We start from the raw sequence: 13,632 nt of genomic DNA on the forward strand, positions 1-13,632 counted from the left end.
GCTTCAGCGGCGGCGGCGGAAGCGCTGCATCGCCGAACCCGACGACGGCGGCAACGGCTCCTCGTCGATCTCGGGATCGGTGGGAGCCACCGGAGCCGCGGACTCCGCATCCGGGGCGGCGACCGCCTCCGGCTCGTCGCGGTAGGCGTTCTCCCCGTAGACGGTGGCGTGGGCGACCTGATCGAGCGCGCCCCCGGCAACGGGTACCGAATCGTCGATCGCGTCACCCGGGCCCGCGTCCTGTGCGGTGGGGTTCGGGGACTCTTGTCCGGCCGGGGGGCCCGCGAACATCTGCTGCTGGGCGGCCGCGACCTGCTCGGCGAGCACCGGCGGCAACACGACGGGCAGCGGATCCCGCGGGGGGAACGGCTCGGACCCGCGTCGGACGACCGTCTCGGCCAGTACGGCGCGGCTCAACCGTGCGAGGTCGTCCGCATGCTCGGTGGGTCCGCTGCCCACGCACCGGACGAGCCAGCGCGGGCCGTCGACCCCGATGAACCGGTGGGTCGCACCGTCCGTCTCGGCGACCACCTCCCGCCCCCAGTGCCCGTCTTCGACACTCGTGGCCGCGCCGTCGTCGCGGAGGGAACCGGCCAGCTCACGGACCACCTCACGCCACATCCCGGGGGACTTGGGTGCGGCGAAGGCGCTCACCGAGATCCGGCCGATGGGGGTCACCAGGTACACGTTCTGCGGCTGGTGGGCCTCGGACATCTCGACGGTGACCTGGCCACCCTCGACCACCGGGACCAGCACCGATCCGAGGTCCAGATGGGAGTTCTCGAGCTCTTGCGGCCGGGTCGCCAGTGCGTCGATGTCATAGGGACCGCGCGCCTGACCGACCCGCAGCTCCTCTGATCCGTCCTGTGCCATCGCGTCACTCCTCGTTCGTCACCGCCGGCGACAACGATCCGCCGGACACACGGGAAACACTAATCGACTCCCGCCGGGGAGAGCCCCGGCCGACGGTTCACCGAAGAGGTCAGGCGAGAATCGCCGATCCCCCGCTCGATCCGTACCCGCCGTCGCCGCGTGCGGTGTCGTCGAGTTCGTCGACCTCGACGAAGTCGGGCAGCTCGACGCGCTGCACGATCAGCTGGGCTATGCGGTCGCCACGCGAGATGGAGATCGTCTGCTCCGGATCGTGGTTGATCAGACAGACCTTGATCTCCCCGCGATAGCCCGCGTCGATGGTGCCGGGGGTGTTCACGACCGACAGGCCGGCCCGGGCGGCCAGTCCCGACCTCGGGTGGATCAGCCCCACGGTGCCGATCGGCAACGCCACGGCGATCCCGGTCCCGACGAGTTGACGGCGTCCGGCGGGCAGTTCGAGATCGATCGTCGAATAGAGATCGACCCCCGCATCCCCTGGGTGCGCCCTGGTCGGCAGCGGTAGGTCGGGATCGAGGCGTCGGAGCGCGATCGGCGCCGGGTCAGCGGGGTGCGCAGGGGGGAGATCTGAGGCCACGCAGGCAGACTACGCTGGTCACGTGACCGCAGATCATTCGCCCGAGCGCCCCGGAGGACCCTCGGACGCCTCCCCCGCACCCACCGGGCGGAACGCCGGCGTCACCGACTCGACCGCCGATCTGTTCGACGAGCGCCTGTACGTGCCGTGGTGGTGGTGGTTGGCAGCCGTGGTCCTCACCGGCGTGGTGGGCTACGAGATCCAGCTGTCGGCGCGCGGGAGCGCCTGGAGCATCATCGGATACGTGGCCACCGGCGTGCTGTGCGTCGTGATGCTGTGGTCGATGAGCCGTACCCGCATCCGGGTGACCGCGGATCGGGAGCTGCATGCCCACCGTGCGGTCCTGCCGCGCGCCGTCGTCGCGCGGGCGGCGACGGTCCCGGCGACCGCGAAGAGCGCCGCACTCGGGCGGCAGCTCGACCCGGCGGCCTATCTCGTGCACCGCTCCTGGGTGAAGACGATGGTCCTCATCGTGCTCGACGACCCCGACGACCCGACTCCGTACTGGCTGGTCTCGACACGTCGGCCGGCCGAACTCCTCGCGGCACTGGGCGTCGACGACGCCGCGGCCGACCGTCCCGCACCCACCGCCTGACCCGGGCACGACTCTCTACCCGAGACACGACGAAGGGGCCGCGCCGTATTCGGCGTCGGCCCCCTTCATCAGCTGTGACAGCTGGACTCAGTTCATCTCATGCGCAGTCGACGCAGATGAGCGAGCTTCCGTTCTCCTCGGCCAACCGGCTGCGGTGGTAGACGAGAAAGCAGCTGGTACAGGTGAACTCGTCGGCCTGCTTGGGGATGACACGCACCGACAGTTCCTCGCCCGAGAGATCGGCACCCGGGAGTTCGAAGGACTCCGCGGTATCACTCTCGTCGACATCCACTGCCGAGGACTGCGCCTCGCTGCGTCGGGCCTTCAGTTCTTCGAGCGAGTCCTCGTTGAGGTCCTCGGTCTCCGTCCGTCGTGGCGCGTCGTAATCTGTAGCCATTCTGTGCCTAACTTGTCGAGAGTGTGAGGGGCGCTCACGGTGACGGCGCTGACGTCGCCACCCGGTGTTATTGCGCACGACTCCGCCGGGATTGTCTTACCGATGGGGTCACTGCAACGTCGTCTCGGGCGAGATTCGTACCAGAGGATCAGACGTATTGCGTGATTTCGATCACGGTTTCATATCGGGCGCACCCCGGGTCTGGAAGCGCGGGCGCCCGAAGCATAGTCGACACGCTATCGAAGGTCAATACCCGGGACCCAACTCGTCGGTAAGTTTCGGTTCGGCGCCCGATCCATGCCCCGGCACACCCCAGTCGTACCGCTCCCGGCGAGGCTCGCGGGGCACTGCGGGGTCACCCTCTACAGTGATCCGAGGTCACGCAACGCCCAGTGAGGAGTCAGTCCACGGTGGTGTCGAAGATTACGGTCGGCTATCCGACCGACGAGCAGGGCCGACCCTACCGTCGGCGGCGCTACGCACCGGCGATCGTCACGGTCGTCGTCCTGATGGTCGTCGGCGTGGTGGTGTGGGCGGTTGCGCTGGGCGGCGGCGAGTCCGAATCCGTTCCGACAGCGTGCAATCAACCGACTCCGCCGACGTCGATGGAAGCGGGCGCGCCACCTCCGCCGGCCCCGCCGACCCTCACCGTCGTCGGACGGGACGAGATGCTCGGAGTCGCTCCGGCCCCGCTGTCGACCTTCGGCGTCCGCGTCCTCAACGCCTCCGACGAACGAGGCGCGGCCCGCACGGTGTCCGACGACCTGACCGCGCAGGGGTTCAGCCCGGTGCCGGACACGCCGTACGCCGATGACCCGGTCTATCCCAATCGGGATCTCAACTGTGTCGCACAGATCCGATTCGGGCCGGCCGGTCGCGCGGCGGCGGCGGCCACGTGGCTGGCGTTCCCGTGCGCCCAGCTGGTCGACGACGGCCGGCGCGGTACGGCCGTCGACGTCGCACTCGGGGTCCACCACTCGGGTGGCGAGATGTCGCAGGACGCGCAGGCTGCCCTGGAGGCGCTGCGGTCGGCGGATCCGAAGAACCCGGCGAGTGGTGTCGACCCGGTCCTCGTCGAGGCCGTGCACTCCGCCCCCTGCTGACCTCCGCACGCCGTGCGGCGGCCGCCGACCCCATGGCGAGACGCGGGAGGGCCGTCAGGTGAGCGGGCTGCGGGCGTCGAATTCGTCGAGCAGCGCGAGGAATTCGTCGGCCACCCCGGGCGCGACAGCGACGGTGATGTGACCCTCGTCGGCCCGTGAATCCGGTGGCGGAGTCTGGACGACGGCGCCGGCCTCGGCGGCGATCAGCCCGCCGGCGGCCCAGTCCCACGGGCTCAGACCGTGTTCGTAGTGAGCGTCGACCGCGCCGGACGCGACCATGCAGAGGTCGAGGGCCGCGGCGCCGATGCGTCGGACGTCGCGGACACGAGGGAGCAGTTCGGCGACGATGCGTCCCTGCTTCCGGCGGCGCGCCGCGTCGTACCCGAAACCCGTTGCGACGAGCGCCAGTTCGGCCCTGTCGACCGGATTGCAGCGGAGCGGCCGGCGTACCCCGGCGGAGTCCGCCGCCCACGCTCCCCCGCCGAGGGTCGCGCCGTACGTGACGTCGCGGGCGACGTCGACGACGACCCCGGCGACCGACTGTCCGTCGACCTGGGCCGCGATGGACACCGCATAGGCCGGCACGCCGTACATGAAGTTGACGGTCCCATCGATCGGATCGACCACCCATCGGACACCGGTAGGCACCGCCCGGCTCCCGCCGTCCTCCTCGCCCAGCACCTCGTCGTCGGGGCGCGCCTCACGGAGCAGGGAGCGGATCAGGCGTTCGGTCTCGGTGTCGGCGAGGGTGACCGGATCGGTTTCCGTCGACTTCGTCGACACCGGCTGCACCGTCGACTTCGTCGACACGGACTGCACGGTGGAATCCACCGCGGCGGGCTGCGGCGGCTCACCGTGTCCCGGTGTCGCACCGAACAATTCGGGCCGGCGGCGACGTACGTGCGCGGCGGCCTCCCGGGCCACGGCGCCGGCGACCGCGGCGAGCTCGTCCACCGGAATTGTCTGATCCACGCCCTCCATGTGAGCACATGGCCGGTGCGCACCACCGATCGCGGTGACCGATCTCTCCCCCTGCGTGGTCGAATCGTGTCGACATGCGTTGCGATGACGGGCGTTGCGCCGGTCGCGTGAATAGGCTGGTCTCGGATTGCCCCCACCCTCAGACACCGACCCGGACAGGGAGCCCGCCATGACCGACACGTCCGTCCCCGGATCGTCCGACTCCGATGTCGCCGGCCCCGATGATCCGACACCTCCGACGAACCTCGGTTTCGGGGTCGACGTCGGCGGTTCCGGGATCAAGGGCGGCATCGTCGATCTCGACACCGGTGAACTCGTCGGCGAACGGTTCAAGGTGCTCACCCCGCAGCCCGCGACACCCGAGGCCGTGGCCCGGGGCGTCGCCGAGGTGGTCGCGCATTTCGACTGGACCGGCCCGGTGGGTGTCACCCTCCCCGGGGTCGTGACCGACGGGATCATGCGTACGGCGGCGAACATCGACAAGGCCTGGATCGGCACCGACGTCTACGACCTCTTCAGCGGACACCTCGGCGGTAGGCAGGTGTCGGTCCTCAACGACGCCGACGCCGCGGGTATGGCCGAGGACGCGTACGGCGCGGGCAAGGGCGTCGCGGGGGTCGTGATGCTGCTGACGTTCGGAACCGGTATCGGGTCGGCGATCCTGATCAACGGCACCCTCGTGCCCAACACCGAGCTCGGTCACCTACAGGTCGGCAAGAAGGAGGCCGAGCACCAGGCGTCTTCGCGTGTCCGCGAGGAGAAGGGCTGGTCGTACGAGAAGTGGACCGAGAAGGTCTCCGAGGTCCTCGAGACCTACGAGGCGCTGTTCTGGCCGAATCTCTTCATCGCCGGCGGCGGTATCAGCCGCAAGTCCGACAAGTGGATTCCGCTGCTGACCAACAAGACGCCCGTGGTACCGGCGACGCTGTTGAACACCGCCGGCATCGTCGGTGCGGCCATGGCAGTGGCCCAGGGGCTGAAGACGTGACGCCGCGCAGGGCGTGACCAGGGCTTTGACACACCGGGGACGGCGATGTCGTTACAATGGTCGTCACCGGTCATTCCAACCGAGAAACCAAGACCTCGTCCACGGCGGCTCATGCTGCCGTGTCGCGTCTGGTGACAGACGACAGAAGACACCACAGAAGACAGTTCGAAAGGTTGTACGTGGCAGCCATCACGACCCACCAGGGTGATGCAGAGGCCGAGTCGACGGAGTCGACCCCAGCCGCGACCGACGCCCCGGCGAAGCGAACCGCCAAGAAGGCTGCGAAGAAGACCGCTGCCCGCAAGGCCCCCGCCAAGAAGGCCCCGGCGAAGAAGGCCACCAAGAAGGCGGCACCGAAGAAGGCCGCCAAGAAGGCCGCGTCCGCGGAGGGTTCCGGCGACGATCCGAACGCCGAGCCCGACGACCCGGACTCGATCGACGACATCGACGGTCCCGACGCCGAACTCGAGGACGTCGAGATCGACGACGACCTGGAGGTCGACGACGACGACTCCGAGGACGAGTCGGAGGACGACGAGTCCGAGGAGGCGACCGCGCCCGCCGCCGGCGGCGCGGCCCCGGCCGCCGCGAAGGCCGCGTCCAAGGACGAGGCCGCCGCCGCGAAGTCCGGCGACTTCGTCTGGGACGAAGAGGAGTCCGAGGCGCTGCGTCAGGCCCGCAAGGACGCCGAGCTCACCGCCTCCGCCGACAGTGTCCGCGCGTACCTGAAGCAGATCGGCAAGGTCGCCCTCCTCAACGCCGAGGAAGAGGTCGAACTCGCCAAGCGCATCGAGGCCGGACTGTTCGCCACCGAACGTCTTCGGCGCATCATGGATGCCGGCGAGAAGCTCAGCACCGCCCAGAAGCGTGACCTGAACTGGATCTCCCGCGACGGCAACCGCGCCAAGAACCACCTGCTCGAGGCGAACCTGCGCCTCGTCGTGTCGCTGGCCAAGCGCTACACGGGCCGCGGTATGGCGTTCCTGGATCTCATCCAGGAGGGCAACCTCGGTCTGATCCGCGCGGTCGAGAAGTTCGACTACACCAAGGGCTACAAGTTCTCGACGTATGCCACCTGGTGGATCCGTCAGGCGATCACCCGCGCCATGGCCGACCAGGCCCGCACCATCCGTATCCCGGTGCACATGGTCGAGGTCATCAACAAGCTCGGTCGCATCCAGCGTGAACTCCTCCAGGACCTCGGCCGCGAGCCGACGCCGGAAGAACTCGCCAAGGAGATGGACATCACCCCGGAGAAGGTGCTGGAGATCCAGCAGTACGCCCGGGAACCCATCTCGCTGGACCAGACCATCGGCGATGAGGGCGACAGCCAGCTCGGCGACTTCATCGAGGACTCCGAAGCCGTCGTCGCGGTCGACGCGGTCAGCTTCACGCTGTTGCAGGATCAACTGCAGTCGGTGCTCGAGACCTTGTCCGAACGTGAGGCCGGCGTGGTCCGCCTCCGCTTCGGACTGACCGACGGCCAGCCCCGCACCCTCGACGAGATCGGGCAGGTGTACGGCGTGACCCGCGAGCGCATCCGTCAGATCGAGTCGAAGACGATGTCGAAGCTGCGTCACCCGTCGCGCTCGCAGGTCCTGCGCGACTATCTCGACTAGTCGGTGACGACAACACCCTGATCGCCCCCGGAACCTCACGGTTCCGGGGGCGATGTCGTTCTGCCACCCACATAGACATCGATCTGTCAATAGTTCTGCGCGCTCCGATTTGGACACGACCGGATTCTCGGGCTTTCGGGGACGCACTACATAGGATGGCGCGGTGACTTACGCAGTGACCGGGAGCAGACGCGGCGCCATGCTGGTGCGTCGTGCCACCGTCGACCTGCTGCGCACAGCATCGATGCTGTGTCTGTGACGCGACAGACCCCACCCGAGGGCGAGAACGCCACCTGCGATCCCCTCCTTCGCGTTCCACTTCGTCGCGGGCACCGAGTGCCTGCCCCAGCCTCGTCACGTCCCTGACGACGTGACTTCCCGGAAAGACCCACTATGAGAACGATTGTCCTGATCGGCCTCGTCGGCTTCGCTGCTCAGCTCGTCGACGGCAGTCTCGGCATGGCTTATGGCGTCACCACCACGACCCTCCTCCTCGCCATCGGCACCAACCCGGCTGCCGCCTCGGCCACCGTGCACCTGGCCGAGATCGGCACCACGCTGGTCTCCGGCGTCTCGCACTGGAAGTTCGGGAACGTCGACTGGCGCGTCGTGCGCCGTATCGCGATCCCGGGAGCCATCGGCGCCTTCCTCGGCGCCACGATCCTGTCGAGTCTCTCCACCGAGACCGCCGCGCCGGTCATGGCCGTGATCCTGCTGCTGCTCGGGCTCTACATCCTGGTGCGGTTCACCTTCCAGGGCATCCCCCGCCACAACCTCGGCAAGCCGCTGCGCAAGCGATTCCTCAGCCCGCTCGGATTCGTCGCCGGATTCGTCGACGCCACCGGTGGCGGCGGTTGGGGTCCGGTCGGCACCCCGGCCATCCTGGCCAGCGGCCGTCTCGAGCCCCGCAAGGTCATCGGTTCGATCGACACAAGCGAGTTCATCATCGCCGTCGCCGCGAGCCTCGGCTTCCTGTTCAGTCTCGGTTCGCAGGGAATCAACTTCGCATGGGTCGCCGCCATCCTCGTCGGCGGCGTGATCGCCGCACCGATCGCGGCGTGGCTCGTGCGTCACATCCCGCCGCGCCTGCTGGGCGCCTCGGTCGGCGGCCTGATCGTCCTCACGAACACCCGCAGCCTGCTGAAGAGCGACTTCATCGACGCCCCCGGCTCGGTGCGCAACGTCTTCTACATCGTGATCGCCATCGCCTGGGCCGCGGCGTTCGCCTACTCGCTCCGCGAGTACCTGCGCGACCGGGAGAACGAGTCCTCCGACGCGGTCACCCATTTCCGCGAGGAGCAGGAAGAGGCGCTCGTGGGCGCCGAGGGCGCGGAACGCCCCGGCTCCGAGGGAACGTCGACGTCGGACATCCCGGCCGCCGACTCCGCACCCGAACCCGATGCGGGTGCGAGCGGAACACACACCCCCACGCGGACGAGCTGACCGAACGACTCGTCCCGCGCACAACGCGTAGAGTGGTGCGACCCGGCCCCATGGCCGGGTCGCATTGCGTTCGGGCGATCGTTGTCGAGTTGTTGCCTGGTGTAAACGGTGAGTGACGACACACCGAGAGCACCGTCGGAACAATACGAACGCCCCGAGCGTCTGACAGAGTGAGGTTGACGCATCGCCCGGATGTGTCGGCTCGAAGGGAAGGCGACCGGACACCCGGCGCCGGACCGGGACGGAGGAACGAACCATGACTGACATCGCCACCACAGCCCCGATCTACCTGCCGCTCACTGCCGCCGATCGCTGCGATCGCTGCGGCGCCGCAGCCAAGGTACGGGCCGTCCTGCCCAAGGGCGGCGAACTTCTCTTCTGCCGCCACCACTTCAACGAGCACGAGGCCCGCCTTGTCGAGTTGAGCGCCACCGTCGTCGAATCCGCCGGCGAGCTGGTCTGACACCTCCGACGATCGAACGCGGGCTTTCCCTACGCGCACAGAGCCCGGCCGGAGCAACCGGCCGGGCTCTGTCGTGTCCGGGCCTGTTCCGGGCCGCCCGACCAGCGCCACTCGCGCAGTGTCTATCAGCGCCACTCGCGCAGTGTCTATCAGCGCCACTCGCGCAGTGCGGCGATCCGTTCCTTCAGCTGATCGGCGGTCGCCATGGCGGTCGGGGGCCCGCCCAGCCGAGTCCGCAACTCGTTGTGCACCATGCCGTGTGGTTTGCCCGTGCGGTGATGATGCATCGCGACGAGCGTATTCAGTTCCTTGCGCAGGGCGTGCAAATTCTCGCCGGTGGTTCCCGCCGGCCGGCCGGGAGTGGGCGGCTCGGCAGCCGACGACTCCGAGGACGACGCGACCGTTCGCGCCGTGACCTGTTCCTCCTGGCGTTTGCGCAGGAGGGCACGCACCTGGTCGGCATCGAGCAGCCCGGGCAACCCCAGATAGTCCGACTCCTCGTCGCTACCGGCGAACGTGGCCGTGCCGAACGAGGTGCCGTCGAAGATGACCTGATCGAGTTCGGCGTCGGCATGCAGCGACTGGAACTTCGGCTCGTCCTCCCCCGGCTCGTCCTCCTGCTTGTTGGCGTCGATCAGCAATTGGTCGTCGAGGCCGTCGCTCTCGCGGTGCGGCTTGCCGAGCACGTGATCGCGCTCGACCTCCATCTGGCTGGCGAGGTCGAGCAGCACCGGGACCGACGGCAGGAAGACGCTCGCGGTCTCACCCGGACGACGCGATCGCACGAATCGTCCGATGGCCTGGGCGAAGAACAGCGGCGTCGACGAGCTGGTGGCGTACACACCCACGGCCAGGCGGGGGACGTCGACACCCTCGGACACCATGCGGACCGCCACCATCCACTCGTCCGTGGACGCGGCGAACTGGCCGATCCTCGACGACGACTTCGGGTCGTCGGAGAGCACCAGCGTCGGCGGCTTGCCGGTGATGGCGGTGAGCAGTTCGGCGTAGTCGCGGGCCGCGGTCTGATCGGTGGCGATGACCAGCCCGCCCGCATCCGGTGTGCCGGTCGCACGGAGCTGTCCCAGCCGCGTGTGTGCGGCGGTGAGGACCGCCGGAATCCAGTCGCCGTGGGCGTCCAGCGCGGTACGCCAGGCGCGGGTGGTGTGCTCCGCGGAGAGCGGTTCGCCCAGCCGGGCGGTGTACTCCTCGCCCGCGCTGTCGCGCCAGCTGGCCTCACCGGAGTAGGCGAGGAACACGACCGGACGGACGACGCCGTCCTTCAGTGCGTCGGCGTAGCCGTAGGTGTGGTCGGCCTTGGAGCGCTGATGCCCGCCGGCCTCCGGTTCGTAGGTGACGAACGGGATCGGCGAGTCGTCGGAGCGGAAGGGTGTACCGGTCAGCAGGAGCCGGCGCTCGGCGTCGTCGAAGGCCTCCCGGATCGCCTCGCCCCACGACTTGGCATCGCCACCGTGGTGGATCTCGTCGAGGATTACCAGGGTGCGGTAGTTCTCGGTGCGCACCCGGTGCCGGGCCGGATGGGCGGCCACCTGTGCATAGGTGACGACGACGCCGTGGAAGTCCGAGCTGGTCTGTCCGGCGGCGTTGGTGAACCGCGAGTCGAGCGCGATCCCGACCCGCGCGGCGGCCTCGGCCCACTGGTGCTTCAGGTGTTCGGTCGGGGCGACCACGGTGATCTTGTCGACGGTGCGGTCATCGAGGAGTTCGCGGGCGATACGCAGGCCGAACGTCGTCTTGCCGGCGCCCGGCGTCGCCACGGCGAGGAAGTCCTTCGGCTTCTGCGTCAGGTACTTGGTCAGCGCACGACGCTGCCAAGCGCGGAGCTGGAGTTTCGGGCCGGCGGTGGATCCGGAGGGTTCGGCTGACGTCACCTTCTGGGCTGCTCCTCCACGCGTGCGGGTTTCCGGCCGGACATGAAACGACCCCTCGCGTGCGGGGCCCGCGCCCGAGGGGACCCGCCAATGGTACCGCCGAAGCGCGACAGCTCCCGCATCCCGACACCGGGCCGCGGCGTCCGCCGCGACGGGCGCCCGTGGGCGATCCGAACGACTCGCCTGGTGACCCGGGTACCCAATCGGCCTCCCGATCGGGGATATTGAACACATCACAACGCGCAAGAGGAATCCGGTCCCACTGGCCGACGACCCGTCGTCGGTGGTTGCCGCGAGCCCGCCCGCCGTCCCGCCGGGTCCCGTGTCGACTGCGGTCACCGCGCCGATCGGCGACCCACTCGCCGATGTCGGGGCCGCGACCGAACCCCTGCGCGCGCCGCTGCGGTCCGCCCCGGCCTCCGGGGACGTCGAAGTCCTCCGCGGCGCGAAGGGGTCGACCGAACCGGACGCTGGGTCGGAGAAGACCGGGAACGACGATCCGGAACGAACCGAGGCGGCGTCCGGACCGGGCCTGCCGGTCCTGCCGAACATTCATCGCGTGGTCTGGCGCACGATCGTCAAGTCCTGGGACGACGGGATCATCGGCTGGGCCGCACAGGCCGCGTTCTGGCAGGCGCTGTCGCTGCCGCCGCTGCTGCTGGGTCTGCTCGGCTCGGTCGGTTACGTCGCCGGCTGGTTCGGCCCCGACACCGTCGACGTCGTCTACGCCCGCATCATCGACCTCGCCGGCCGGACCTTCACCCCCACGGTCGTCGACGACCTGATCACCCCGACGGTCGACAGCGTGCTCGGGCGCGGCCGGATCGGCCTCATGTCGGTCGGGTTCGTCATCTCATTGTGGGCGGGATCGTCGGCCGTCTCGTGCTTCATCGCCTCGATCGCGCACGCACACGACCAGCACGAGGTCCGACACCCGGTGTGGCAGCGGTTCTTCGCGCTGTTCCTCTACGTCGGCTTCCTGAGCGTCGCGGTGTTCCTGCTGCCCCTCGTCGCGCTCGGACCGAACTACCTGCGCGCGATCGTGCCGGAGTCGTGGGGATCGTTCGTCACCACCCTCATCGACTACGGCTACTTCCCGTTCGTCGCCGTCCTCCTGCTGTTCGTCCTGACGACGCTCTACCACCTCGCGCTGCCCAATCCCCTGCCGTGGCATCGGCTCATCGGCGGGGCGATCGTGGCCGGCGTGTTCTTCTGGGTCGCGAGCTACGTGCTGCGCATTTATCTGACCAAGATCACCGAGGCCGGGGTCTCCTACGGGGCGCTGGCCACACCGATCGCGTTCCTGCTCTTCACGTTTTCGCTGGGCTTCGGCATCGTGATCGGCGCCGAGTTCAACGCGGCCGTGCAACAATTCTGGCCCGCGAAGGCGTCGACCACCACGCAGGTCCGGCACTGGGTGAACTCCCAGACCTCCGACTTCACCGGCCAACTCCGGACCCTGCCCGACCGGCTGTCCTCCGGCCCGATCCGCCGGCAGGCGCGGCACCGCGACCGCGGCTGACCGGCGACGCCCGCCGATCAGCCGCCTCGCGTCACTTGCGCATCTTGTTGTAGATCTTCTTGCACTTCGGGCAGACCGGCGACCCGGGCTTGGCCGACCGCGTGACCGGGAAGGTCTCGCCGCAGAGGGCGACGACATGATTACCCATGACCGCACTCTCGGCGATCTTGTTCTTCTTCACGTAGTGGAAGAACTTGGGGCGGTCGTCGTCACCCCGGTCGGTCGCGTCGGCATCGGGACGCTCGTCGGTCTTGGTGTCGGACCATTCGTCGAGGTCCGGGCGTTCGATGGTTTCGGTTCCCATTCGTCCATTGTGCGTCACAACCGGGCCGACGGAACACCCGAGTGCTCATTCGCCCCGCTCGCTACGCTCCCGGCGGCGGGACCCGATTCGCCCCGCTCGCTACGCTCCCGGCGGCGGGACCCGATTCGCCCCGCTCACTACGCTCCCGGCGGTGGGTGCAATAGACCGCCAAAAGGAGGACAGTGGAGAGGGTGTTCGAACAATGGGAATCCATGGGTGAGTCCGCTCGCGGACAGCACGGCCGCAACAGCACGTCGCCGCACGTCGACGAGCACGGACATCCCGCGTCGAAACGTCCGGGCGCCGAGGCGTACCTGATCACCGACGCACCGGACTCGCTCGAGGCCCAGCACCGAGCGCGTGTGCGTAAGTATCTGTTCCTCATGGCTTTCCGCGTGCCGGCGCTCGTCATCGCCGGTATCGCCTACGGCATCACCGGGTCCGGACTACTGGCGCTGGCCATCGTCGCGATCTCCATCCCGCTGCCATGGGCGGCGGTCCTGATCGCCAACGACCGTCCGCCGCGCAAGCGCGGCGAGGTCCCCCAGTACAAGTACGGCGCCGACCATCACGTCGTCGGACCCCCGGCACTGACCGATACCGGCACCGACCACCAGCTGTCGCGCACCATCGACGGGCAGGTCGTCGATCCCGACGACCCCCGCGCCTGACACCTCCGGACCAGACGGGTCGGCACCGCGGCCCCGTGCGTTCCCGCGTTCCCTCGGGTTCCCCCGCGCGCGACATCTCAGCAACTTCTCAGCCGGTTGTCGAGTCGCGAAAAAGAATGCGCAGGTCACCAAGCCTCGGCGAGGTTTGCTCCGAACCACTCTCGGGAACTATCGCCCACACAAGGG

The 13,632-nt window shown here is 68.8% G+C and carries 14 protein-coding genes; 8 read left to right on the forward strand and 6 right to left on the reverse strand.

Annotation, left to right across the window (positions count from 1 at the left end; genetic code table 11):
* Nucleotides 1–3: 3 nt before the first annotated feature.
* Together ACFUEJ_RS07595 and dut are read right to left on the reverse strand one after the other, a co-directional pair.
* Nucleotides 4–873 (reverse strand): DUF3710 domain-containing protein, encoded by an 870-nt coding sequence (locus ACFUEJ_RS07595; RefSeq protein ID WP_078112313.1) that lies wholly within the window; start codon nucleotides 871–873, stop codon nucleotides 4–6.
* A gap of 109 nt (nucleotides 874–982) precedes the next feature.
* Entirely contained in the window at nucleotides 983–1,468 is a 486-nt protein-coding gene (gene dut, locus ACFUEJ_RS07600) for a dUTP diphosphatase (RefSeq protein WP_065628893.1), read from the reverse strand.
* A gap of 22 nt (nucleotides 1,469–1,490) precedes the next feature.
* Here dut and ACFUEJ_RS07605 point away from each other — a divergent pair, with 22 nt between their 5' ends.
* Nucleotides 1,491–2,063: a DUF3093 domain-containing protein gene (locus ACFUEJ_RS07605; RefSeq protein WP_065628894.1), complete on the forward strand. Its 573-nt coding sequence runs from the start codon at nucleotides 1,491–1,493 to the stop codon at nucleotides 2,061–2,063.
* Nucleotides 2,064–2,160: 97 nt separating this feature from the next.
* On the opposite strand, the gene ACFUEJ_RS07610 is transcribed toward ACFUEJ_RS07605, so the two are convergent.
* Nucleotides 2,161–2,460, reverse strand: a complete 300-nt coding sequence (locus ACFUEJ_RS07610) for a DUF4193 domain-containing protein (RefSeq protein ID WP_004018846.1) — start codon at nucleotides 2,458–2,460, stop codon at nucleotides 2,161–2,163.
* Nucleotides 2,461–2,870: 410 nt separating this feature from the next.
* On the opposite strand from ACFUEJ_RS07610, the gene cei reads away from it, so the two are divergent.
* Nucleotides 2,871–3,563 (forward strand): envelope integrity protein Cei, encoded by a 693-nt coding sequence (gene cei / locus ACFUEJ_RS07615; RefSeq protein ID WP_078112312.1) that lies wholly within the window; start codon nucleotides 2,871–2,873, stop codon nucleotides 3,561–3,563.
* Nucleotides 3,564–3,617: 54 nt separating this feature from the next.
* Here cei and ACFUEJ_RS07620 read toward each other — a convergent pair whose 3' ends face one another.
* A complete protein-coding gene (locus ACFUEJ_RS07620; protein ID WP_078112311.1) occupies nucleotides 3,618–4,544 on the reverse strand; it encodes an inositol monophosphatase family protein in 927 nt (308 codons plus the stop codon).
* Nucleotides 4,545–4,713: 169 nt separating this feature from the next.
* Between ACFUEJ_RS07620 and ppgK the strand changes: the two genes are divergently transcribed.
* The 4 genes from ppgK (at nucleotide 4,714) to ACFUEJ_RS07640 (ending at nucleotide 9,057) form a co-directional block, all read left to right on the forward strand.
* A complete protein-coding gene (gene ppgK, locus ACFUEJ_RS07625) occupies nucleotides 4,714–5,532 on the forward strand; it encodes a polyphosphate--glucose phosphotransferase (protein WP_058250218.1) in 819 nt (272 codons plus the stop codon).
* 56 nt (nucleotides 5,533–5,588) lie between these two features.
* Nucleotides 5,589–7,151: an RNA polymerase sigma factor gene (locus ACFUEJ_RS07630; protein ID WP_211538848.1), complete on the forward strand. Its 1,563-nt coding sequence runs from the start codon at nucleotides 5,589–5,591 to the stop codon at nucleotides 7,149–7,151.
* Nucleotides 7,152–7,544: 393 nt separating this feature from the next.
* A complete protein-coding gene (locus ACFUEJ_RS07635; RefSeq protein ID WP_065628899.1) occupies nucleotides 7,545–8,594 on the forward strand; it encodes a sulfite exporter TauE/SafE family protein in 1,050 nt (349 codons plus the stop codon).
* Between the two features lie 256 nt (nucleotides 8,595–8,850).
* Nucleotides 8,851–9,057 (forward strand): hypothetical protein, encoded by a 207-nt coding sequence (locus ACFUEJ_RS07640; RefSeq protein WP_004018852.1) that lies wholly within the window; start codon nucleotides 8,851–8,853, stop codon nucleotides 9,055–9,057.
* A 149-nt stretch (nucleotides 9,058–9,206) separates the two neighbouring features.
* Here ACFUEJ_RS07640 and ACFUEJ_RS07645 read toward each other — a convergent pair whose 3' ends face one another.
* A complete protein-coding gene (locus tag ACFUEJ_RS07645; RefSeq protein ID WP_065628900.1) occupies nucleotides 9,207–10,949 on the reverse strand; it encodes a DEAD/DEAH box helicase in 1,743 nt (580 codons plus the stop codon).
* A 283-nt stretch (nucleotides 10,950–11,232) separates the two neighbouring features.
* On the opposite strand from ACFUEJ_RS07645, the gene ACFUEJ_RS07650 reads away from it, so the two are divergent.
* Nucleotides 11,233–12,471, forward strand: coding sequence for a YihY/virulence factor BrkB family protein (locus tag ACFUEJ_RS07650; protein ID WP_065628901.1), 1,239 nt, complete (start codon nucleotides 11,233–11,235; stop codon nucleotides 12,469–12,471).
* A 31-nt stretch (nucleotides 12,472–12,502) separates the two neighbouring features.
* On the opposite strand, the gene ACFUEJ_RS07655 is transcribed toward ACFUEJ_RS07650, so the two are convergent.
* Complete coding sequence (locus ACFUEJ_RS07655; protein ID WP_058250213.1) at nucleotides 12,503–12,775, reverse strand: DUF3039 domain-containing protein; 273 nt, start codon at nucleotides 12,773–12,775, stop codon at nucleotides 12,503–12,505.
* A 212-nt stretch (nucleotides 12,776–12,987) separates the two neighbouring features.
* On the opposite strand from ACFUEJ_RS07655, the gene ACFUEJ_RS07660 reads away from it, so the two are divergent.
* Nucleotides 12,988–13,446, forward strand: a complete 459-nt coding sequence (locus ACFUEJ_RS07660; protein ID WP_065628902.1) for a DUF3099 domain-containing protein — start codon at nucleotides 12,988–12,990, stop codon at nucleotides 13,444–13,446.
* The last annotated feature ends 186 nt before the right edge of the window (nucleotides 13,447–13,632 follow it).

The sequence above is a fragment of the Gordonia sp. NPDC057258 genome, from assembly GCF_042668985.1.
Taxonomy (GTDB): domain Bacteria; phylum Actinomycetota; class Actinomycetes; order Mycobacteriales; family Mycobacteriaceae; genus Gordonia; species Gordonia hongkongensis.

Coding starts and splice junctions, on each gene's coding strand:
- ACFUEJ_RS07635 (WP_065628899.1), top strand. CDS start 7,545: ATGAGAACGATTGTCCTGATCGGCCTCGTCGGCTTCGCTGCTCAGCTC.
- ppgK (WP_058250218.1), top strand. CDS start 4,714: ATGACCGACACGTCCGTCCCCGGATCGTCCGACTCCGATGTCGCCGGC.
- ACFUEJ_RS07595 (WP_078112313.1), bottom strand. CDS start 873: ATGGCACAGGACGGATCAGAGGAGCTGCGGGTCGGTCAGGCGCGCGGT.
- ACFUEJ_RS07610 (WP_004018846.1), bottom strand. CDS start 2,460: ATGGCTACAGATTACGACGCGCCACGACGGACGGAGACCGAGGACCTC.
- ACFUEJ_RS07630 (WP_211538848.1), top strand. CDS start 5,589: ATGGTCGTCACCGGTCATTCCAACCGAGAAACCAAGACCTCGTCCACG.
- ACFUEJ_RS07620 (WP_078112311.1), bottom strand. CDS start 4,544: ATGGAGGGCGTGGATCAGACAATTCCGGTGGACGAGCTCGCCGCGGTC.
- ACFUEJ_RS07655 (WP_058250213.1), bottom strand. CDS start 12,775: ATGGGAACCGAAACCATCGAACGCCCGGACCTCGACGAATGGTCCGAC.
- ACFUEJ_RS07660 (WP_065628902.1), top strand. CDS start 12,988: ATGGGTGAGTCCGCTCGCGGACAGCACGGCCGCAACAGCACGTCGCCG.
- ACFUEJ_RS07640 (WP_004018852.1), top strand. CDS start 8,851: ATGACTGACATCGCCACCACAGCCCCGATCTACCTGCCGCTCACTGCC.